General features: G+C 74.0%; 15 protein-coding genes and 1 pseudogene. 10 read left to right on the plus strand and 6 right to left on the minus strand.

Going from position 1 to position 20,624, the window contains the following annotated elements:
- Positions 1-719: malate dehydrogenase (locus tag RIM90_RS21715; RefSeq protein ID WP_309062416.1), on the plus strand; the 719-nt coding region annotated here is incomplete at its 5' end.
- Between the two features lie 49 nt (positions 720-768).
- Here RIM90_RS21715 and RIM90_RS21720 read toward each other — a convergent pair.
- The 4 genes from RIM90_RS21720 to RIM90_RS21735 are packed head-to-tail and all read right to left on the minus strand — an operon-like array spanning position 769 to position 7,733.
- Positions 769-4,140, minus strand: a complete 3,372-nt coding sequence (locus RIM90_RS21720; protein ID WP_309062417.1) for an SAV_2336 N-terminal domain-related protein — start codon at positions 4,138-4,140, stop codon at positions 769-771.
- Positions 4,141-4,189: 49 nt separating this feature from the next.
- Positions 4,190-5,140, minus strand: coding sequence for a MoxR family ATPase (locus tag RIM90_RS21725; protein WP_309062418.1), 951 nt, complete (start codon positions 5,138-5,140; stop codon positions 4,190-4,192).
- Positions 5,137-7,287 (minus strand): trypsin-like peptidase domain-containing protein, encoded by a 2,151-nt coding sequence (locus RIM90_RS21730; RefSeq protein WP_309062419.1) that lies wholly within the window; start codon positions 7,285-7,287, stop codon positions 5,137-5,139. Before RIM90_RS21730 ends, RIM90_RS21725 begins: the two co-directional genes overlap by 4 nt.
- A gap of 2 nt (positions 7,288-7,289) precedes the next feature.
- The gene (locus RIM90_RS21735; protein ID WP_309062420.1) at positions 7,290-7,733 is read right to left on the minus strand and encodes a CU044_2847 family protein; all 444 of its coding nucleotides are present in this window, start codon (positions 7,731-7,733) and stop codon (positions 7,290-7,292) included.
- 451 nt (positions 7,734-8,184) lie between these two features.
- Between RIM90_RS21735 and RIM90_RS21740 the strand changes: the two genes are divergently transcribed.
- The 5 genes from RIM90_RS21740 to RIM90_RS21760 all read left to right on the plus strand — a co-directional run bounded on the left by RIM90_RS21740 (position 8,185) and on the right by RIM90_RS21760 (position 15,457).
- A complete protein-coding gene (locus tag RIM90_RS21740) occupies positions 8,185-9,705 on the plus strand; it encodes an aldehyde dehydrogenase family protein (RefSeq protein WP_309062421.1) in 1,521 nt (506 codons plus the stop codon).
- Positions 9,706-9,875: 170 nt separating this feature from the next.
- On the plus strand, positions 9,876-11,405 hold the full coding sequence (locus RIM90_RS21745; protein ID WP_309062422.1) for a GMC oxidoreductase: 1,530 nt from the start codon (positions 9,876-9,878) through the stop codon (positions 11,403-11,405).
- Positions 11,405-12,535, plus strand: coding sequence for a glycine betaine/L-proline ABC transporter ATP-binding protein (locus tag RIM90_RS21750; RefSeq protein ID WP_309062423.1), 1,131 nt, complete (start codon positions 11,405-11,407; stop codon positions 12,533-12,535). The genes RIM90_RS21745 and RIM90_RS21750 overlap by 1 nt, the downstream gene beginning before the upstream one ends.
- Positions 12,535-14,484, plus strand: coding sequence for an ABC transporter permease subunit (locus tag RIM90_RS21755; protein ID WP_309062424.1), 1,950 nt, complete (start codon positions 12,535-12,537; stop codon positions 14,482-14,484). The genes RIM90_RS21750 and RIM90_RS21755 overlap by 1 nt, the downstream gene beginning before the upstream one ends.
- Before the next feature lies 1 nt (position 14,485).
- Complete coding sequence (locus RIM90_RS21760) at positions 14,486-15,457, plus strand: ABC transporter substrate-binding protein (protein WP_309062425.1); 972 nt, start codon at positions 14,486-14,488, stop codon at positions 15,455-15,457.
- A 197-nt stretch (positions 15,458-15,654) separates the two neighbouring features.
- Here the strand turns inward: RIM90_RS21760 and RIM90_RS21765 are convergent, their stop codons facing one another.
- Together RIM90_RS21765 and RIM90_RS21770 are read right to left on the minus strand one after the other, a co-directional pair.
- Positions 15,655-16,101, minus strand: coding sequence for a carboxymuconolactone decarboxylase family protein (locus tag RIM90_RS21765; RefSeq protein WP_309062426.1), 447 nt, complete (start codon positions 16,099-16,101; stop codon positions 15,655-15,657).
- Positions 16,098-16,613, minus strand: coding sequence for a carboxymuconolactone decarboxylase family protein (locus tag RIM90_RS21770; protein ID WP_309062427.1), 516 nt, complete (start codon positions 16,611-16,613; stop codon positions 16,098-16,100). The genes RIM90_RS21765 and RIM90_RS21770 overlap by 4 nt, the downstream gene beginning before the upstream one ends.
- A 47-nt stretch (positions 16,614-16,660) precedes the next feature.
- On the opposite strand from RIM90_RS21770, the gene RIM90_RS21775 reads away from it, so the two are divergent.
- The 4 genes and pseudogenes from RIM90_RS21775 to RIM90_RS21790 all read left to right on the plus strand — a co-directional run.
- A complete protein-coding gene (locus RIM90_RS21775; protein ID WP_309062428.1) occupies positions 16,661-18,046 on the plus strand; it encodes a PLP-dependent aminotransferase family protein in 1,386 nt (461 codons plus the stop codon).
- A 177-nt stretch (positions 18,047-18,223) separates the two neighbouring features.
- Entirely contained in the window at positions 18,224-18,571 is a 348-nt protein-coding gene (locus tag RIM90_RS21780) for a hypothetical protein (protein WP_309062429.1), read from the plus strand.
- A gap of 28 nt (positions 18,572-18,599) precedes the next feature.
- Positions 18,600-19,823, plus strand: coding sequence for a glutathionylspermidine synthase family protein (locus RIM90_RS21785; protein WP_309062430.1), 1,224 nt, complete (start codon positions 18,600-18,602; stop codon positions 19,821-19,823).
- 219 nt (positions 19,824-20,042) lie between these two features.
- Positions 20,043-20,624, plus strand: a pseudogene (locus RIM90_RS21790) (glycine hydroxymethyltransferase); the annotation flags it as partial.

Consider the following 20,624-nt stretch of genomic DNA (forward strand, 5'->3'; position numbering starts at 1 on the left):
GCCCCCGCACCAAGGGCATGGAGCGCGGTGACCTCCTCGAGGCCAACGGCGGCATCTTCAAGCCGCAGGGCCAGGCCATCAACGCCCACGCCGCGGACGACATCCGCGTCCTGGTCGTCGGCAACCCGGCCAACACCAACGCGCTGATCGCCCAGGCCGCCGCCCCGGACGTCCCCGCCGAGCGGTTCACCGCCATGACGCGCCTGGACCACAACCGCGCGCTGACCCAGCTGGCGAAGAAGACCGGCGTCCCGGTCTCCGAGATCAAGAAGCTGACGATCTGGGGCAACCACTCCGCCACCCAGTACCCGGACATCTTCCACGCCACCGTCGCCGGCAAGAACGCCGCCGAGGCCGTGAACGACGAGAAGTGGCTGGCCGAGGACTTCATCCCGACCGTCGCCAAGCGCGGTGCGGCGATCATCGAGGCCCGCGGCGCCTCGTCGGCCGCCTCCGCCGCCAACGCCGCCATCGACCACATCTACTCCTGGGTCAACGGCACCCCGGAGGGCGACTGGGTCTCCATGGGCATCCCGTCGGACGGCTCCTACGGCGTCCCGGAGGGCCTGATCTCCTCCTTCCCGGTCACCTGCAAGGACGGCAAGTACGAGATCGTCCAGGGCCTGGAGATCAACGAGTTCTCCCGCGCCCGCATCGACGCCTCCGTCAAGGAGCTCGAGGAGGAGCGCGAGGCGGTCCGCGGCCTCGGCCTCATCTGACGCCCCCCGCTCCGCCGCTGATCCCCGGGCCGCCCGCGCGACCCGGGGATCAGCGCGTTCCGGAGCCGATGACGGCTTCCGCGAGGTCCAGGTACGCGCGTGCGGTCGTCGGCCGCACCCGGCCGAGGTTCCAGACGACCTCCCTCACCGAGGGATCGAACGGGACGGGGACCACCCGGCGGACCTCCACTCCCAGCCTCTCGGCGATCTCAGGGGGCAGCCGGCCGTCCGCACCACCGCCGTGCACGTCGACGGCCGCCACCACCACGTCGTCGGCGAGCGCCCGGCGCCCGCTCTCCCGCAGCCGGCCGAGCGTGCGCACCGCGGCGGCGAGGCACCAGTCGAGGGTGGCGCAGCACAGCACCAGCCGGTCCGTCAGGTCCAGCACCACGTCGGCCGACTCGTCCAACCGCGTCGGCGGCCAGTCGGTCAGCACGAACGGGTAGTGGGGATCGGTCAGCGCCAGCATGCGCGCGTACTCCTGGGGATGGGCGGGGCTGGGCGCGACCCGCCTTCCCCGGTGCGCGACCAGCTGGAGCCCGGAGGGCAGACGCGAGGTGCGGGCGCTGATCTCCTCGTACGACGCGCCGTCGGGCAGCAGCGCCAGGTCACGCACCCCGGCCCGGTTCCGGAACCGGTCGCCCGTGAGGAACGTCTCCAGCGCCCCCTGACCGGGCGAACCGTCGACGGCGAGGACCGGCTCCCCGCGCGCGGCCGCGAGCACGGAGCCGAGCAGCACCGTCGTGGTGGACCGCCCGCTGTTGGGGTGGGCCCCGAGCACCGTCAGCCGCAGGCCCTGGCGCAGGGGTACCCGCAGCCGCTCCAGCTGCGCCCGGCCGTGGCGCCGGGCGGCGCCGAAGCGGGGCAGCCGCAGCTCGGCACCGGCGGTGTCCCGGCCGGTTCCGGGGGGCGGTCTCAGCGGCACGCGGGGCACGGGACGCACCCACATCCGCGCCGAGGGAGCCTCCCGCGCGGCTCGGGCCAGATCGATGTACCGGGCGAGGACGTCCGCGATCTCGCCCGGCGCGGGTCGGTCGGCCGGCTCCGGGGCGAGGCAGCGCAGCACGAGACGGCGCAGCTGCTCCCAGCTGTCGCCCTGCCACAGGTGCATGCCCTCCGGCAGTCCGGGAGTGCTCACCCCCACCTTGCTGCTGACCAGCTGGAGCAACTCGCCCAGCGCGCGCACGTTGTCCTCGGCCGTCGGAACCGGACCGACGCCCTCGAACCGGCCGTCGATCACGCAGTCCGACAGATCACCGAGCACCACCGAACGACGCAGCACGAACACGCTGTCGGCGCTGAAGTCCGCCAGTACCACGCCGTTGAGGTGGCACACGTTCAACGCGCTCGCCAGGTGCCAGGCGACCAGCAGACCGGCCAGGGTGTCGAAGGGCGCGCTGCCGTCCTCGGCGGCCCGGGCCACCAGGTCCGCCAGCCGCGGTGGCCGCCGGTCCGGGGCGTCCTCGTCGGCGATCGGGGTCATCGCGAGCCACGGGGGGCCGCCGTCCGGGTCACTGCCCAGCAGCGCCGGGGCGTACCGGCCGTGCAGCCGGTCCAGTACCCGCGCCTCCACCTCGATCAACCGTGCGTTGACGGCGGGCAGATCGGGGCGCGGGGTGCGCAGGGCCGCCCAGTTGCCGTGCTGGTCGACGCCCCGGTACACCACCGTCCGGCCACCGCGCCGCCGCCCCCGCAGCTCGTACGGGCCGAGGCGGCTCGGGTCGGTGTCGGTGAGCGGCGCCCAGTCGTCGTCGGCGGGAGGCTCCGGCGCCGTCCCGCCCGGCTCCGCGCCGTCCTCCCGTCGTCCGGCCGACACGCCGAACCGGGTGAGCAGCCGTCGTTCGACGCTGGTGAACGGGTGGTGCGTGTGCGGGAGTTCGGCGTCCCCGTCCGGATGGGTCAACCAGGCGGGGAAGTCCGGGGACCTGCCCGCCAGTTGCTCCAGGCGGCGTCCGATGGCACGGCTCGTGCCGAGCAGTTCGGCCTGCGGCACCGCGTCCAGCAGAGCCGTCTTGGACTCCTCGGTGAAGTCGAAGACCAGGTGCTTGGCGGGCAGCGGTCCGGGCACCGGCGCCGGATGCGGCCGGACCAGCCCGCCGAGGAACACCTCCGCGAGGTGCGCGGTCCGGGCCGGCCACGGCACCGCCGACTGCACCAGCCGCATCACGGGCACCGACAGGGGCGACACGGCCGCCAGATGAGCGGCCAGCCGGTACGCCTCCGGGGTGGCCGCGTCCCGGAAGTGCTGGGCGCTGCGCAGACCGCGGGCATCGGTCACGGCGGCATGGCGGCTCGGCCGTGCCAGCAGCGGCAGCTCCACCGTGGTGCCCGGTGAGGCGAGCAGCCGCGCCCAGTCGCCCAGCGCGCGGGCGGTGGGCTCCAGCACCGGCACCGGGACGCCGTCGAAGCGGGCCAGCTGGGGCGGGAGCACCGGGTCGGTGATCTGCCAGGAGGCATTGGCACCGCCGATGTGCTGGGTCGTGGCCTGCCAGCGCTCGGCGTGCACGCCGGACGCCTCCCACATCTCCGGGGGCAGGGTGTGCAGCAGCGCCACCGGGCCCCGCTCCGACCAGGAGCGGAGCAGCCCGTACAGGGGGTCGTGGCGCCAGGCCGCGCCCATGCCGTCGGTGACGACCAGGGCCAGGGTGCGGCCGTTCGGGTCGTTGACCGTCGTGGCCGGCACGGGCGGGCCGTCCGGCTCGAACGGGCGGGCGTGCAGCCGCGGCCGGCGGGCGTCGCGGGTGTCCAGGCCGTACACGCGGGTGGAGGCGAAGGCGCCCAGCCGCTCCAGCAGCGTCCGCAGCTCGGCGGCGAGCCGGTGCCACAGCAGCATCGACAGGCCGTCGTCGACCAGCAGCACCAGATGCAGCCAGCGCTCCCGCACCGGACGCAGCACCACGTCGGGCAGCCGGGTCTCGGCGAGCTCGGCCGCCGTGCGCTCCTCGTCCAGCTCGTACCGGTGCCGGCTGCCGTGCCGGCGCCGCAGCGGCCTGAGGGCGCGGCCGAGGGCCAGCTCGTCGGGGAGCGCCTTGGCCTCGGGCACCCGCACGGGCATCGCGGGCCGCGGCTCCGGCGGGCGGGCCCGTGCCGGGCGGACCTCCGCGGGCCGCGTCTCGGCGGTGGGGGACGAGGGCCGGCGGGCCGCCGCGTACAGCGACAGCGGGGTGAGATCGGGCAGGCTCTCGTCGTCCGGTTCCGGCGCGGGTGGCCGCGGCGTCTCCTCCGCGGCTTCGGCGGGCGGCGGCCGGTGCGGTGCCGGCGGGGCGGTGCGCAGCCCCTCGCGCAGGGGCGCGACGGTTCCCGCGGGCAGCCGGCGCGCGAGCCAGAGCACGTCGAGGACCTGGTCCGCGTCCAGGTCCTGGCCACAGGCCCGCAACACCCGCAGCACCTCGCCGAGCCGCGCACCGCCGACGTCGGTCACACCGCCTCCCGCCGTCCCGGCACGGCTCCCGCGCGCGTCCCCGGCACGGTCACAGTGCCCCGGTGAGCTGGTGCAGTACGGCGTCGAGCAGGCCCTCCGCGTCCAGGTCGACGCCGCCGGCGCGCAGGAAGACGGCGTTCAGCAGCTGGTCGGTGGCGAGTTCGCCGGGTGCCCGGCGGCGCAGGAACGCCTCCAGCAGGTCGTCGGCCTCGCGCAGCGCCTCCTCGCCGAGGTGCGCGGCGACGATGGCCCGCAGCCGCTCCTCGTCCGGCACCGGCAGGTCGAGGCGGATGCAGCGGCGCAGGAAGGCGGGCGGGAAGTCCCGCTCGCCGTTGCTGGTGATGACGACGACGGGGAACTCCTCGCACTGGACCCGGCCCCGGTGCACCCGGACCGTGCCACCGTGGTCGGCGGTCTGCACCTCCACGTCGGTGACGTCCTCGGGCAGCCGGGTCAGCTCGGGGATCTCGAAGACGCCGTCCTCGAAGACGGTCAGCAGGTCGTTCGGCAGGTCCACGTCACCCTTGTCCATCTCGTCGATGAGCAGGGCGCGCGGCCGCCCGGCCGGCACCAGGGCGGTGCCGAGCGGGCCGAGCCGGATGAACGTGCCGATGGACGGCTCCCGTTCGCCGCGGTCACGGCTCAGCGTGGTCTCGCGCAGCCGCCCGATCGCGTCGTACTGGTAGAGCGCCTCGCGCACGGTGGAGCGGCTGTTGATCGGCCAGCGCAGCAGTTCCCCCAGGCTCAGCTCGTGGGCGACGGCCCGCGCCAGCGAGGACTTGCCGGTGCCGGCCGGGCCGGTGACGAGCAGGGGACGGCGCAGGTGCAGCGCGGCGTTGACGACGTCGGCGTGCTTCGCCTCGATCAGGTACGGCAGTTCGGGCCGGTCGGCGCCGGAGGGCGCGAAGCGGCGCCACGGCGGGGCCGGCGGCAGGTCGACGGCACGGGGCGAGCCGGTGCCGCGGAAGAGCCGCCAGTCGGTTTCGGCGGCGGGGGTCATGGGCCCTCCTGGGGTTCGGTCAGGTGCAGGCGAGGCACGGTCCGGTCGGCGTCGGCCCAGGCGAGGACCGGGCGCCCGGGGTACTCCAGCGGTCGGATCATGGTGTTGGCGCGGTAGGAACGCACCCCGTCGGGCAGCTCCCGGGTGGCCACCTCCGCCAGGCGCTTCACCACGTGCCCGTCACCGCCCCGGCCCCGGTCCCACACGACGACCGGTATGCCCACCGCGAGGCAGATCTGCACGATGCGGTCGCGCAGGTCGGGGGCGGCGTCGACGGAGACGCGGACCGTGTCGAGGCGGTCCATCAGCTCGTAGTAGACCTTGTTCGGGTCCGTGGAGGCGTCCGAGACCACCAGCGTCGCCCCCGAGTCGAGCAGGCTCCAGCGACGTCGCCAGTCGGGGAGGAAACGCTCGTGCCGGCGCAGGAGTTCCGGACAGTGCACGACCAGCGGGAACTCCACGCCGAGCACCCCCGGAACGATCTGGCCCGGGGTCTGCCCCTCCCACTCGTCGACCGGCAGATTGAGACTGGTGCGGTCCACCAGCACCTCCACCAGCGGGCGCTGTCCGTCCGCCGCGGACGGCCCCAGCGACTCCAGCACCCGCAGCAGCTCCCGGGCCGCCTCCTGCGCCGAGTACGACACGGTGGTGTCCGTCGACACCTGGCGCAGGCCGGCGCCCTCGTCGCACCAGATCCGCAGCCGGTGGCGGCCCGGATCCGCCCGGGTCACCTGGACCAGGACGCGGGCGCGGGCGGACCGGTCGCGGGTCACCCGGGCCCACTCCTGGGCGTCGGCGCGCCGCTCGGCGAGTGCGGAGCGGGGGATGCCGAGGCGTGCGGCCACCCCGTCCGACCACAGCCGCAGTCCCGCGCGCTGGGCCGGGGGACACAGCATGCCGACGTACTCCATCACCCGCAGCAGCGCCGGGACCCGGGACGCGCCGTCCTCGGAGCGGCCGTCGCCGGACAGCGTCTCCAGATGGTCGAGCAGCGCGTCCAGCGTCTCGCCCCCCGGGAAGGCGGCCACCAGCGGCAGCGCCGCGCGCACCGCCTCGCCGAACCGGTCCAGCACCGGGCGGTCGATACCGCGCAACAGCTGGTGCAGCAGGCGGTGTTCGCGCGGGGAGAGCAGCCGCGGGACGCGGGAGAGCCGGCCGGCGACCAGGATGCGCCGGGTCACCTCGGGTTCGTCCCGCCGCAGCAGCTCGGTCAGGACCGGCAGCGCGCGCGGGTGGGTGAGCAGGAAGGCCGCGAACTCCTCCACGCTGGGCGGCGTCACCTCGCCGCCGTGCCCGACGCCGCACCCCTCCGCGAGCCGCCGGGCCACGTCGCCGCGCCGGGTCGCCGAGGACAGCGCGTCGGCGATCGCCCCCACGAGCAGGACGTGGGCCGGGTCGTCCGGGTCGACCGGTGCCCGCTCCTCCGCGTCCAGGGCGCCCACGGCGCGCAGTTCGGCCTCGATGTGCTGCCAGGGGATGCCCCAGCTGCGCCGGATCAGGTGCTGCGGGCTGTGCGGTCGGGGCAGTCCCGTGGCCGGGTCGCGGGGCGGCATGAAGTGCGCGGCGACCAGGCCGACGACCGCGTCGTCGGTGAGCGACCAGAGCGGGCCGCCGCTGTAGCCGGGACCGACGGACATGCCGGTGGGGGCGCCGTCGAGGTAGGCGATGGGGCCGTCGTCGGTCTTGACCTCCAGGTCGGCGAAGGTCGCCTCCCGTCCGCCGGCGTGCCACGCCCGCACCTTCCGGCCGGCCCGCAGCGGACCGCGGAGAGGCGGCACCGCACGCTTGCCGGGGGGCATGTCGACCCGCAGCACGGCGAGGTCGCCGAGCCACTCGTCGGCACCGTCGGCCACCGGTCCGCCGTCCTTGGCGCGCGGCGGGATCCAGTGCGCCACGCGGGCCGGGCGCCGCTCGTGGGTGACGAACGGGAACCGGACGACCACCTGCAGTTCCTCGGGCCCGGGCGTCCGCGTCTCGAACGGGGCTCTGCCGAGCGCGTCGTTGACCACGTGCGCGCAGGTCAGCACCGTGTCGTCGGCGAGCAGGAAACCGGCGCCCGACCACACGGCGCCCTTCGGCCCGCTGATGGACACGGTGTAGAGCGCCGGAGCGTGATCGAGGCGGTCCGGCTCGCGGAACCAGCCCACGGCTACCCCGTGGCCGGAGCGGGACCGGCAGCCGCCGCCGCGTCGCCCGGCACGCCGTCGGCCGCGGCGCCGGATCCGGAAGGGCTCCAGGTGGCGGTGACGGTGAGGTGGGCCTGTCCGTTGCCGCCGACGATGCCGAGTTTGAGGTCCTGCCCGATCTGCACCCCGAAGGTCACGCTCAGCTCGGCGGGCGGTTCCGGCACGGACGACACCACGTCGTGCACCTCCTCGAGAAGCGGGCCGAGCGGCCGGAGGGCCCGGCGCAGGGCGCCGGACGCGAGGCTGGCGACGGCCCGGCCCCCGGCGGCCACGGGCACGGCCCGGCCCATGCCCTCGGGGAGGCCGTCGTCCGCGGGTGGCGCGGGGGCGGGCCCGCCCGGAGCGGGGGCGAGCAGGAACCTGACCGGCGTACCGTCGTCGAACTCTGATTCCAAGGCGGTGGACACGATCACATTGTGTCCGAACACCACCGGCACCGGTGCCCGGCCGCACCAACTTCCCCCGGATCAACGGAAGTCCGTGATCACGACGGGACGACGCGGTCGAACACGCGCTGGAAGCGGTCCCGTTCGGTCCTCCGCCGGCCACTCCTCGGACCGGTGGCGGGCGACGCCTGCCCGTCCCGCTCCCCGACGGCACCGCCGTGCCCCCGTCCGACGCCCCCGCGGGCCGGGGCGGACGGCCCCCGGCCTCTCCGGACCGCGTGCGGCGTCTGTGACCGACCGCTCACGAGGTGGGCGATTTCTGCCGTTTCCTCCTCCCGTTCAGTGACACAGCGCACTCCCGGCCGCGGATTGCGCATGCATCCGGGGCCCAAGGGCAGGAGCACCCGGTCCCGTGGGTGACACCCGTGTGACTCACGGACGTGGAACAGGAACGGAAGGTCAGTAACCGATCATGGCGGACAGCACAGAACTTCAGGCGCGCGACACCATCCACGCGGGGGGCACATGGCGAGCGGCCGTCTCGGGGGCCACGCGCGAGATCCTCGACCCCGCGGACGCCCTGCCGTTCGCCGTGGTCGCCGAGGGCGACGAGAAGGACACCGACCTCGCGGTGGCCGCCGCCCGGCGCGCCTTCGACGAGGGGCCGTGGCCGCACACGCCCGCCGCCGAACGGGCCGCGCTGCTGCGCCGCGTCGCCGACCTGCTCGTGCGGGACCGGGAGGAGCTCGGCCTGCTGGAGAGCCGGGACGCGGGCAAGACCCTCGAGGAGGGGCGCGTCGACATCGACTGTGTCGCCGACGCCTTCCGCTACTTCGCCGACCTGGTCGCCGCGGAGGCGCCCGGACGGGTCGTCGACGCGGGCTCGCCCGACATCCACAGCGTCGTCGTGCACGAGCCGGTCGGCGTCTGCGCGATGATCACGCCCTGGAACTACCCGCTGCTCCAGGCCAGCTGGAAGATCGCCCCGGCCCTCGCGGCGGGCAACACCTTCGTCGTCAAGCCCAGCGAGATCACCCCGCTGACCACCGTCGCGCTCGTCGACCTGCTCATCGAGGCGGGACTGCCGGCCGGGGTCGCCAACATCGTCACCGGGCCCGGTCACACCGTCGGCGCCCGGCTCGCCGAGCACCCCGACGTCGACCTGGTCTCCTTCACCGGCGGGCTGATCAGCGGCACCAAGGTCGCCCAGGCCGCCGCGCCGAGCGTGAAGAAGGTCGCCCTCGAACTCGGCGGCAAGAACCCCAACGTCGTGTTCGCCGACGCCTGCGCCACCGAGGAGGGCTTCGACACCGCCGTCGACCAGGCCCTCAACGCCGCCTTCATCCACAGCGGCCAGGTCTGCTCGGCGGGCGCCCGGCTCATCGTCGAGGAGTCGGTCCGGGACCGCTTCGTCGCCGAACTCGCCCGCCGCGCCGAGCGGATCAGGCTCGGCCGGGGCACCGAGGAGGGCGTCGAGTGCGGGCCGCTGGTCTCCGAGCAGCAGCGTGCGAAGGTCGAGGCGTACGTCGCGTCCGCGCTCGCCGAGGGCGCGGTGCTGCGCTCCGGCGGCAAGCGGCCGGAGCCGTCCGCCGAGCGTCCCGCGACCGGCTACTTCTACGAGCCGACCGTCCTCGACCACTGCCACCGCGAGATGCGGGTCGTGCGCGAGGAGGTCTTCGGGCCGGTCCTCACCGTCGAGACCTTCCGCACCGAGGACGAGGCCGTCGCCCTCGCCAACGACACCGAGTACGGGCTGGCCGGCGCCGTCTGGACCGCCGACGCGGGCCGCGCCCGCCGCGTGGCCGGACGGCTGCGCCACGGCACCGTGTGGATCAACGACTTCCACCCCTACCTCCCGCAGGCGGAGTGGGGCGGCTTCGGCAAGAGCGGAGTGGGCCGCGAGCTCGGCCCGGCCGGTCTCGCCGAGTACCGCGAGACCAAGCACGTCTACCAGAACCTGGCACCGAAGCCGGTGCGCTGGTTCGCCGGCTGAGTCGGCACCACCGGACGGCGCGTACGGGCGTGAGGGCACGCCCGTGACCCCTCGGCGGCGCGCAGGGCGGCACCGCACACCCGCGTGCGTGCCGCGCACGCCCGCGCGCCGCCTCTGTCGAAGTCGCACCTCACCCACCTGTCCCGAGTCCCCGGAGGAGTACCACCCCCATGTCCGATCACACCCAGGAATTCGACTACGTCGTCATCGGCGGCGGAACCGCCGGTTCCGTCATCGCCTCCCGGCTGACCGAGAACCCGGACGTCACCGTCGCCGTCATCGAGGGCGGCCCCAGCGACGTCGGCCGCGACGACGTGCTGACCCTGCGCCGCTGGATGGGCCTGCTCGGCGGCGAGCTGGACTACGACTACCCCACCACCGAGCAGCCGCGCGGCAACTCGCACATCCGGCACAGCCGCGCCCGCGTCCTCGGCGGCTGCTCCTCGCACAACACGCTCATCGCGTTCAAGCCGCTGCCGTCCGACTGGGACGAGTGGGAGGCGGCCGGCGCCAAGGGCTGGGGCGCCGTGCAGATGGAGGCGTACTACGCCCGGCTCAAGAACAACATCGTCCCGGTCGACGAACGGGACCGGAACGCCATCGCCCGTGACTTCGTCGACGCCGCCCAGGCCGCGCTCGGCGTGCCGCGCGTCGAGGGCTTCAACAGGAAGCCGTTCACCGAGGGCGTCGGGTTCTTCGACCTCGCCTACCACCCGGAGAACAACAAGCGTTCGTCGGCGTCGGTGGCGTACCTCCACCCGGTGATGGACGAGCGCCCCAACCTGACGCTGATGCTGGAGACCTGGGCCTACCGGCTGGAGCTGAACGGCACCCGCGCCGAGGGCGTCCACGTCCGCACCAAGGACGGCGAGGAGATCCTGGTCCGCGCCCGGCGCGAGGTCGTCCTGTGCGCCGGGGCCGTCGACTCGCCCCGGCTGCTGCTGCACTCCGGCGTCGGTCCGAAGGACGACCTGGAGGCGCTCGGCATACCCGTGGCGCACGACCTGCCCGGCGTCGGCGAGAACCTGCTCGACCACCCCGAGTCGGTGATCGTCTGGGAGACGAACGGACCCATCCCGGAGAACTCCGCGATGGACTCCGACGCCGGCCTGTTCGTGCGCCGCGACCCCGAACACGCGGGCCCCGACCTGATGTTCCACTTCTACCAGATCCCGTTCACGGACAACCCGGAGCGACTGGGCTACCGGCGGCCGGAGTTCGGCGTCTCGATGACCCCGAACATCCCCAAGCCCAGGTCCCGCGGCCGGCTCTACCTCACCAGCGCCGACCCCGAGGCCAAGCCCGCCCTCGACTTCCGCTACTTCACCGACGAGGACGACTACGACGGCCGCACCCTCGTCGACGGCATCAGGATCGCCCGGGAGATCGCGAAGACCGAGCCGCTGGCCGGCTGGCTCAAGCGCGAGGTGGCCCCCGGCCCGGACATCACCGGTGACGAGGAGCTCAGCGAGTACGCCCGCAAGGTCGCGCACACCGTCTACCACCCGGCCGGCACCTGCAGGATGGGCGCCGCGGACGACGAACAGGCCGTGGTCGACCCCGAGTTGCGGATCAGGGGCCTGGAGGGCATCCGGATCGCCGACGCGTCCGTCTTCCCGACCATGACCGCCGTGAACCCGATGATCGGGGTGCTGATGGTCGGTGAGCGGGCCGTCGACCTGATCGGGGGCGGTGCGTGATGAGTACCACCGCCGCCGTCACGACCGCCGCCGCCACCGGCACCGCGGGCCCCGCCCCCGTCTTCTCCGTCGACGGCCTGTGGAAGGTCTTCGGCCCGAAGGCCGGCCGCGTTCCCGGCGACCCGGAGCTCGCCGCCCTCGACCCGGCCGAGCTGCGCTCCCGCACCGGCTGCACCGCCGCCGTCCGTGACGTGAGCTTCGACGTCCGCAAGGGCGAGGTCTTCGTCGTCATGGGGCTGTCCGGCTCCGGCAAGTCCACCCTGGTGCGCTGCCTGACCCGCCTCATCGAGCCGACCGCGGGCACCATCGCCATCGACGGCGAGGACGTCCGCGCCATGGACAGGGCCCGGCTGCGCGAACTGCGCCGGCACCGCGCCGCCATGGTCTTCCAGCACTTCGGCCTGCTGCCGCACCGCACCGTCCTCGACAACGTCGCCTACGGCCTGGAGATCCAGGGCATGGGCAGGGCGGAACGCCGCGAGAAGGCCGCCGAGGTCGTCGCCAAGGTCGGCCTGGAAGGCATGGAGCAGCGCCGGCCCGCCCAGCTGTCCGGCGGCCAGCGGCAGCGCGTCGGACTGGCCCGCGCGCTCGCCGTCGACCCCGAAGTGCTGCTGTTCGACGAGCCGTTCAGCGCGCTCGACCCCCTCATCCGGCGCGACATGCAGGAGGAGGTGGTCCGGCTGCACCGCGAGGAGGGCCGCACGATGGTCTTCATCACCCACGACCTGGGCGAGGCCCTGAAACTGGGCGACCGCATCGCCCTGATGCGCGACGGCCGCGTGGTCCAGCTCGGCACCCCCGAGGAGATCGTGGGCTCGCCCGCCGACGACTACGTCCGCGCGTTCGTCCGGGACGTCCCGCGCGAGCAGGTCATGACCGTCCGTACGGCCATGCGCCCCGCCGTCTCCGCCGAGGAGGCCGGCAGCGGTCCGGCCGTGCGTCCCGACGCCACGGTGTCGGAGGCCATCGAGGCCGTCGCCCGCGCGGGCGGCCCGGCCCGGGTCCTCGACGAGGGCCGCTGCGTGGGCGTCGTCGACTCCGAGGCCCTGCTGTCGGTCGTGGCCGGTACCGGACAGCCCACCGGAACGGAGCCGTCCGCCGGAACGGAGCTGCCCAAGGAGGCGGTCTGATGGCGACGATCACCGCAGCCGCCCCCCGCGCCGGCCTGCCCGGCATCCTCCGGCACCGCGCCCTGCGCAAGCTCCTCGCGCTGGCACTCGTCGCCGCGATCCTCGTCCCGCTCGCCGCCGCACGCTGGGCGAGCGGCAGCTGGCCCGGGGCGCTGACCGTCGACGTCTCCGAGCCGCTGGGCAGGGCGAGCGACTGGATCATCGACAACCGGGACTCCCACCCCCTCTTCCTGTACTTCTTCGGCCACGTCAGCAACGTCGTCGTCCTCGCCGTGCGCGCCGTCTACCTCGCCCTCCTCGCCGTCGGCTGGGCGGGGGTGACCGCCGTCGCCGCGCTCGTCGCCTGGCGGGCCGCGGGCCCGAGGCTCGCCCTGGGCACGGGCGCCGCGTTCCTCGCCTGCGGTCTGCTCGGCATGTGGGTGCCGACCATGCAGACGCTCGCCCTGATGGTCGTCGCGGTCGCCGCGTCGGTCGTCGTCGGCGCGCTGCTCGGGCTCGCCGCCGGACTGTCCGACCGGATGCACCGCGCGCTGCGCCCGGTCCTGGACACCATGCAGGTGCTCCCGGCCTTCGCCTACCTCCTGCCGGTCGTGCTGGTCTTCGGCATCGGCGTCCCGGCGGCCGTCCTGGCCACCGTCGTCTACGCCGCGCCGCCGATGGCCCGGCTGACCGCGCTCGGTCTGCGCGGCGCCGACAAGGAGGTGCTGGAGGCGGTCGAGTCGCTCGGCGCCACCTCGCGCCAGCGCCTGCTGACCGCCCGGATCCCGCTGGCCCGCAAGGAACTCCTGCTCGGCCTCAACCAGACCATCATGATGGCGCTGTCCATGGCCGTCATCGCCTCCGTGATCGGCGCCGGCGGTCTCGGCGACCGCGTCTACCAGGCGCTGGCCTCGGTCGACGTGGGCGCCGCGCTCGCCGCCGGCATCCCGATCGTGCTGCTGGCCGTCGTCCTCGACCGGGTGACCGGCGCGGCCGGCGCCCGGCTCGGCGAGGCGCCCGCGCCGCACGCCCGCGCACTGTGGCTGTACGCCCTGGCCGCCGCCGCGGCCGTGGCGGTCGCCGGCCGCCTGGCGGACGCCCTGAACTGGCCCGACGGGTGGGTCGTCGGCATCGCCGAGCCGGTCAACCGCGCCGTCGACTGGATGACCGCCCACCTGTACTCGGGCGTCCCCGTCGTCGGCGGCACCGCCGACTGGGCGGGACACTTCACCACCTGGGTGCTCGACCCGCTCCGCGACGGCCTGCAGTGGCTGCCCTGGTGGGCGGTGCTGCTCGTCGTCGCCGCCCTGGCCTGGCTGATCGGCACCTGGCGCACCGCGCTCACCGCCGTCCTCGCCATGGCCGCGATCGGGGTGCTCGGCGTGTGGAAGCCGTCGCTGGACACGCTCTCGCAGGTCCTCGCGGCCGTCGCCGTCACCCTCGTCATCGGCTTCGCGACCGGGATCGCGGCCGCCCGCAGCGACCGGTTCGAGCGGCTGCTGCGGCCGGTCCTGGACGTGTTCCAGACGATGCCGCAGTTCGTGTACCTCATCCCGGTCGTCGCCCTGTTCGGCGTCGGCCGCGCCCCGGCCGTCGCCGCCGCGGTCGTCTACGCGCTGCCGGCCGTCGTCCGCATCACCGCCCAGGGCCTGCGCCAGGTCGACCCCGCCGCCCTGGAGTCGGCCCGCTCGCTCGGCGCGACCAGCGGCCAGCAACTGCGCCAGGTCCAGCTCCCGCTGGCCCGCCCGGCCCTGCTGCTCGCCGTCAACCAGGGCGTGGTCCTGGTGCTCGCCGTCGTCATCATCGGCGGCCTGGTCGGCGGTGGCGCGCTCGGCTACGACGTCGTCTTCGGCCTCGCCCAGGGCGACCTGGCGACCGGTCTGGTGGCCGGGGCCGCGATCGTCTGCCTGGGCCTGATGCTCGACCGGGTGACCCAGCCGACCGAACGCCGCACGAAGAAGGGAGCGTGACATGCGGATGCGGACCACGCGCCTGCGGACGACGCCGGCGGTGGCGGGCGTGTCCGCCCTCCTGCTGCTGACCGGCTGCGGCGCCGCCGACATGACCAGGCAGGCGTCCCCCTTCGCGAACGCCCAGGGCGCGAAGACGGTCACCCTGTCCGTGCAGTCCTGGGTCGGCGCCCAGGCCAACGTGGCCGTCGCCCAGTACCTGCTGGAGCACGAGCTCGGCTACCGCGTCGACACCGTGCAGGTCGACGAGGTGCCCGCCTGGGACGCGCTCAGCCAGGGCCGGGTCGACGCCATCCTGGAGGACTGGGGCCACCCCGAACAGGAACAGCGCTACGTCGAGGACAAGAAGACGATCGTGAACGGCGGTGACCTCGGCGTCACCGGGCACATCGGCTGGTTCGTGCCGACGTACTTCGCGAAGCGGCACCCGGACGTCACGGACTGGAAGAACCTGAACAAGTACGCCGAGCAGTTCCGCACCCCGGAGAGCGGCGGCAAGGGCCAGCTGATGGACGGCTCGCCGTCCTACGTCACCAACGACAAGGCGCTGGTGAAGAACCTGAAGCTGGACTACCAGGTCGTGTTCGCCGGCTCCGAGGCCGCGCAGATCACCCAGATCAAGCAGTTCGCCAAGGAGAAGAAGCCCTTCCTCACCTACTGGTACACACCCCAGTGGCTGTTCGAGAAGGTGCCGATGACGGAGGTGAAGCTGCCGCCGTACAAGGAGGGCTGCGACGCCGATCCGGAGAAGGTCGCCTGCGCCTACCCGCACACCCCGCTGCAGAAGTACCTCAACGCGGACTTCGCGGAGAACGGCGGGGATGCGGCGGACTTCCTGAAGAGGTTCACGTGGACGACCGAGGACCAGAACGAGGTCTCCCTGATGATCGCCGAGCAGAAGCTGTCACCCGAGGAGGCGGCGAAGAAGTGGGCGGACGGCCACGAGTCCACCTGGAAGAAGTGGCTGCCCTGACCCTCACGCCGGCGGACCGGCCGCGAGGTCGCGCGGTGCCCGTGGGGCACGGCGTCGCGGACCCGGTCCGGACGTGACGCGCGGGGCCGGCCCGAGCGTGGGGCGTGGGGCCCCTCGCCCACCGAGCGCGGTGGGCGAGGGGCCCTCGCCGTCCGGCCGGACCGACACGCGGACGGGCCCCCGAACGCCGGCCCTGCTCACCACTCGGTGCTGCCCGGGGGAATCCGCCGCCCGGCCATCAGCCGGTTCCAGCTGTTGATGACGGTGATCAGCGCGACGAGATGGGCGAGTTCGGTGTCGCCGAAGTGCCGGGCGGCCTCCTCGTACACCTCGTCCGGCACGAAGCCCTCCGTCAGTACGGTCACCGCCTCGGTCAGCGCCAGCGCGGCCCGCTCCCGCTCGTCGAAGACGTCCCCGGCCTCCTCCCAGGCGTCCAGGAGATCGAGCCGGCGCTCGTCCACCCCCTGCCCGCGGGCGATCGCGAGGTGCAGGTCGAGGCAGAACGCGCAGTGATTGAGCTGCGAGGCGCGGATCTGGACCAGCTCGGCGAGCACGGGGTCGCCGAACCCCTTCTTGGCGGTGGCGCTCAGCGTCCGGAGGGCGGAGCGGACACCGTCGTCGAGACGCGTCGTCCGTGCCGTCACGTGTGCTGTCCCGGCCGGTAGTGACCGGGAGTCCTGCGGCAGGTCACCCCGAACCGGTTCCACGCGTTGATCACGGTGATCGTGGCGAGCAACTGGGCGAGTTCGGCCTCCTCGAAGTGCCGGGCGGCCTCCTCGTACACCTCGTCCGGCACGAAGCCGTCCGTGAGGACCGTCACCGCCTCCGTCAGCTTCAGCGCCGCGAGCTCCTTCTCCGTGTAGAAGTGCGGCGATTCCTCCCAGGCGCTCAGCTGCACGATCCGCTCCACGCTCTCGCCCGCCGCGAGCGCGTCCTTGGTGTGCATGTCCAGGCAGAACGCGCAGTGGTTGATCTGGGAGGCGCGGATCTGCACCAGCTCGTGGAGTGCCGGGTCGAGTCCCCGCCGGGCCGCCGTGTCGAGCCTGATCATCGCCTTGTAGACGTCGGGGGCGAGCGCGGCCCAGTCCAGACGCGGGGTGGGCTCGGGGGCGTACTTCGTGGTCGCTTCCGTGTTCGTCTCGGTGTTCGTCGTCATGCCCTCGACCCTAGGAGCGAAGCAGCCCAGGGGTATGGTCCATTTCCATGGCGAAACGCTGGGCCACTTTGGGCATCGACCTGCACCTCGAACCGACCGGTCCGGGCCTGCGCCGCGGCCTGACCGACGCCCTGCGCGAGGCCGTCCGCACCGGCCGGCTCGCCCCGGGAACCCGGCTGCCCTCCTCCCGCTCCCTCGCCGGCGACCTGGGCATCGCCCGCAACACCGTCGCCGACGCCTACGCCGATCTGGTCGCCGAGGGCTGGCTCACCGCACGGCAGGGCTCCGGCACCCGGGTCGCCGACCGTGCGGTGCCCCGGCCGCCGGCCCCACCCGCCTCCCCGCGGCGCACCCCGGGCCGGCTTCCGTACGACCTCGTCCCGGGCACCCCCGACCTCGCCTCCTTCCCCCGCGGCGCATGGCTCAAGGCCACCCGCCGCGCCCTGGCCGCCGCCCCCAACGACGCCCTCGGCTACGGCGACCCGCGCGGCCGGCCCGAACTGCGCACGGCGCTCGCGCACTACCTGGCGCGCGTGCGGGGCGTGCGCGCCGACCCCGAACGCCTCGTGGTCTGCTCCGGTTTCGCCCACGGCCTCCAGCTGCTCTGCGAGGTCCTGCGCGCCCGCGGCGCCCGCACGCTGGCCGTGGAGTCCTACGGCCTGGACGTCCACTGGGACCTGGTCGAACGCACCGGAGTGCGCACCGTCCCGCTCCCCTTCGACGACCTCGGTACGCGCACCCGGGACGCCGGCGACGCCGACGCGGTGCTGCTCAACCCGGCGCACCAGTTCCCGCTGGGCGGTGTCCTGGTGCCCGAGCGCCGCGCCGCGGCGGTCGACTGGGCGCGCCGCACCGGCGGACTGATCCTGGAGGACGACTACGACGGCGAGTTCCGCTACGACCGCCAGGCCGTCGGCGCGCTCCAGGACCTCGACCCCGACCACGTGGTGTACCTCGGCACGGCCAGCAAGTCCCTCGCCCCGGGACTGCGCCTCGGCTGGATGGTCCTCCCGCCGTCGCTGGTGCCGGAGGTCGTCGCGCACGGCGGCGGCCGGTCCGTCGGCGTCCTCGAACAGCTCACCCTCGCCGAGTTCCTCACCTCCGGCGCCTACGACCGCCACGTCCGCGCGGCCCGCCTGCGCTACCGGCGCCGCCGCGACGCCCTGGTCGAGGCGCTCGCCACCCGGGCACCCGACGTACGGGTCACCGGTATCGCGGCGGGACTGCACGCGGTCCTCCGGCTCCCGCCGGGCACCGAGTCGTCGGTGGTCCGTGCGGCCACCTGGCAGGGGCTCGCCGTGCACGGCCTCTCCCGCTACCACCACCCCGCCGCCGAGACCTCCTCTCCGGACGCCCTGGTCGTCGGCTACGCGACCCCACCGGACCACGCCTGGGCGGGCACACTGGAGGCGTTGTGCAGGGCGCTGCCCTGACCGGCGGCCGGAGCAAAGGCGCACCCGGGGCCAAACGCCGCCAAACGACGGCGGAGGCAGGTGCACGGGCAGGGGGCTCCTGTGCGCGTCGTCCGGTCGCTCTCTAGGCTGTCCGCCGCGAGCCGGGGAGCGGACGTCCGGCAGCGGGCACCAGAGGCACGAGGGGGAGCGAAGGACATGGCGGAGACACGGCGACGGCTGCGGTCCAGCACGGTGGTGCTCGGCGGCATGGGCGTCCTCGCGACGGCCCTGTCCGCGTGCGGGTCGGATCCGGACCGGCGCTGCGTGGACCGGGACAGCTACGACTACATCAACGGCTACAAGATCGTCGCCGACCAGAACTGCAAGACCTCCACGTCCTCCGGTTCGGCCGGCAAGGGCCGCAAGAGCGGTACCGCCAACGCCGACTGGTACTACGACGCCGAGGTCAGCGGCGGTTACGCCGACTACGGCACCTTCAGCCGCAGCGAGGCCGTCGACCGGGGCGGCTTCGGCTGCTCGGGTTCCGGCAGCGGCGGCGGCTGAGCAGCCCGCCGACCGAAGGACGCCCCCCGTGGAACGCCGCACCATCGACCCCCGCCCCGGCTGGCAGCAGACCGTCGAGGAGCAGGGGCTCATCTACCCCCTCACCCTCCCCAAGGCCCTCGAACCCGTCCGAGCGGCGGGGACCCCCGTCCCCGACGACGCCTGGGTCCCCTACTGGGACGAGAGCGCCTACTACGTCTTCACCCTGGAGGAGGTCGAGGCGCTGGAGGAGGTCGTCGAGGAACTGCACCGCATGTGCCTCGCCGCCGCCGACCACATCGTCGCCGCCGACCGCTTCGCCGACCTCGGCATCACCGACCCGCGCGTCGCCCGCGCGGTCGCCGAGTCCTGGCACCGCCGTGCCGAACTCCCTTCCGTCTACGGCCGTTTCGACCTCCGCTACGACGGCACCGGCCCCGCCAAGCTCCTGGAGTACAACGCCGACACCCCGACCTCCCTCGTGGAGGCCGCCTCGCCCCAGTGGTTCTGGATGGAGGAGCGCTTCCCCGGCGCCGACCAGTGGAACTCCCTGCACGAACGCCTCGTCGACGCCTGGAGGAAGCAGGCCGCCCTCCTCCCGCCGGGCAGCCCCCTGTACTTCGCCCACTCCTCGGCCGACGAACTCGGCGAGGACCTCATGACCGTCGCCTACCTCAAGGAGACCGCCGAACAGGCCGGCCTCGACACCGACTGGATCTCCATGGAGGAGATCGGCTGGGACCGCCTCTCCGGCCGCTTCGTGGACAACAAGCTGCGGTTCATCCGCAGCATCTTCAAGCTCTACCCCTGGGAATGGCTCACCACCGACCGCTTCGCCGGACACGTCCTCGACACCCTCGACAACGGCGGCGGCACCGGCTCCACCCTGTGGATCGAACCCGCCTGGAAGATGCTGCTCAGCAACAAGGCCCTGCTGGCGATCCTCTGGGAGCTCTACCCCGGCCACCCCAACCTCCTCCCCGCCCACCTCGACGGCCCCCGCGACCTGGCCGGCACCACCGGCTACGTCGCCAAGCCCCTGCTCGGCCGCGAGGGCGCCGGCGTGACCGTCCACCGGCCCGGCGCCGCGCCCGTCGTCCGCGACGAACCCTGCTGCTACCAGCAACTCGCCCCCCTGCCCGCCTTCGACGGCAACCACGTCGTCCTGGGCGCCTGGGTCGTCGAGAACGAGTCCGCCGGTCTCGGCATCCGCGAGTCCTCCGGCCTGGTGACCGACGAGTACGCCCGCTTCCTGCCCCACGTGATCCTGTAGGCCCCGCGGACGGACCCGGGCTCCGGACGGGGCGACCCACATGGTGGACGGCCGCGACCGTCGCCCGGCCGCTCCCGGTAGGCTGAGCCGCGGGCCGTGACTGGCGCGCTGGGATGGGACCGACCATCGGGGAGCGGCCCCCGGGCCCCACGGGTCCGGGACGAGTGCCGTGCGCCTGGGCCGTACCGTGAACGCCGACGCCACGTCCGGAGGTCCCTCATGTCAGCCGAGCCCCTCTCCACCGCTTCCACCGCCTTCCGCGCCGCCCTCGACGTGATCCGCGCCGTCGAGCCGCGGGTCGCCGACGCCATCGGCCAGGAGGTCGCCGACCAGCGCGAGATGCTCAAGCTGATCGCCTCCGAGAACTACGCCTCCCCGGCCACCCTCCTGGCGATGGGCAACTGGTTCAGCGACAAGTACGCCGAGGGCACCATCGGCCGCCGCTTCTACGCCGGCTGCCGCAACGTCGACACCGTCGAGTCGCTCGCCGCCGAACACGCCAAGGAACTGTTCGGCGCCCGCCACGCCTACGTCCAGCCGCACTCCGGCATCGACGCCAACCTCGTCGCCTTCTGGTCCGTCCTCGCCCAGCGCGTCGAGCTCCCCGCCCTGGAGAAGGCCGGTGTCCGCCAGGTCAACGACCTCTCCGAGGCCGACTGGGCCGAACTGCGCCGGGCCTTCGGCAACCAGCGCATGCTCGGCATGTCCCTGGACGCCGGCGGCCACCTCACCCACGGCTTCCGCCCGAACATCTCCGGCAAGATGTTCGACCAGCGCTCCTACGGCACCGACCCGGCCACC

The sequence above is a fragment of the Streptomyces sp. genome (genome assembly GCF_031181555.1).
GTDB lineage: Bacteria > Actinomycetota > Actinomycetes > Streptomycetales > Streptomycetaceae > Streptomyces > Streptomyces fimbriatus.

What these genes read in the sequence shown, in the direction of transcription:
- RIM90_RS21770 (WP_309062427.1), bottom strand. Translation starts at nt 16,613, where the DNA reads ATGACGACGAACACCGAGACGAACACGGAAGCGACCACGAAGTACGCC.
- RIM90_RS21755 (WP_309062424.1), top strand. Translation starts at nt 12,535, where the DNA reads ATGGCGACGATCACCGCAGCCGCCCCCCGCGCCGGCCTGCCCGGCATC.
- RIM90_RS21760 (WP_309062425.1), top strand. Translation starts at nt 14,486, where the DNA reads ATGCGGATGCGGACCACGCGCCTGCGGACGACGCCGGCGGTGGCGGGC.
- RIM90_RS21780 (WP_309062429.1), top strand. Translation starts at nt 18,224, where the DNA reads ATGGCGGAGACACGGCGACGGCTGCGGTCCAGCACGGTGGTGCTCGGC.
- RIM90_RS21775 (WP_309062428.1), top strand. Translation starts at nt 16,661, where the DNA reads ATGGCGAAACGCTGGGCCACTTTGGGCATCGACCTGCACCTCGAACCG.
- RIM90_RS21745 (WP_309062422.1), top strand. Translation starts at nt 9,876, where the DNA reads ATGTCCGATCACACCCAGGAATTCGACTACGTCGTCATCGGCGGCGGA.
- RIM90_RS21750 (WP_309062423.1), top strand. Translation starts at nt 11,405, where the DNA reads ATGAGTACCACCGCCGCCGTCACGACCGCCGCCGCCACCGGCACCGCG.
- RIM90_RS21725 (WP_309062418.1), bottom strand. Translation starts at nt 5,140, where the DNA reads ATGACCCCCGCCGCCGAAACCGACTGGCGGCTCTTCCGCGGCACCGGC.
- RIM90_RS21740 (WP_309062421.1), top strand. Translation starts at nt 8,185, where the DNA reads ATGGCGGACAGCACAGAACTTCAGGCGCGCGACACCATCCACGCGGGG.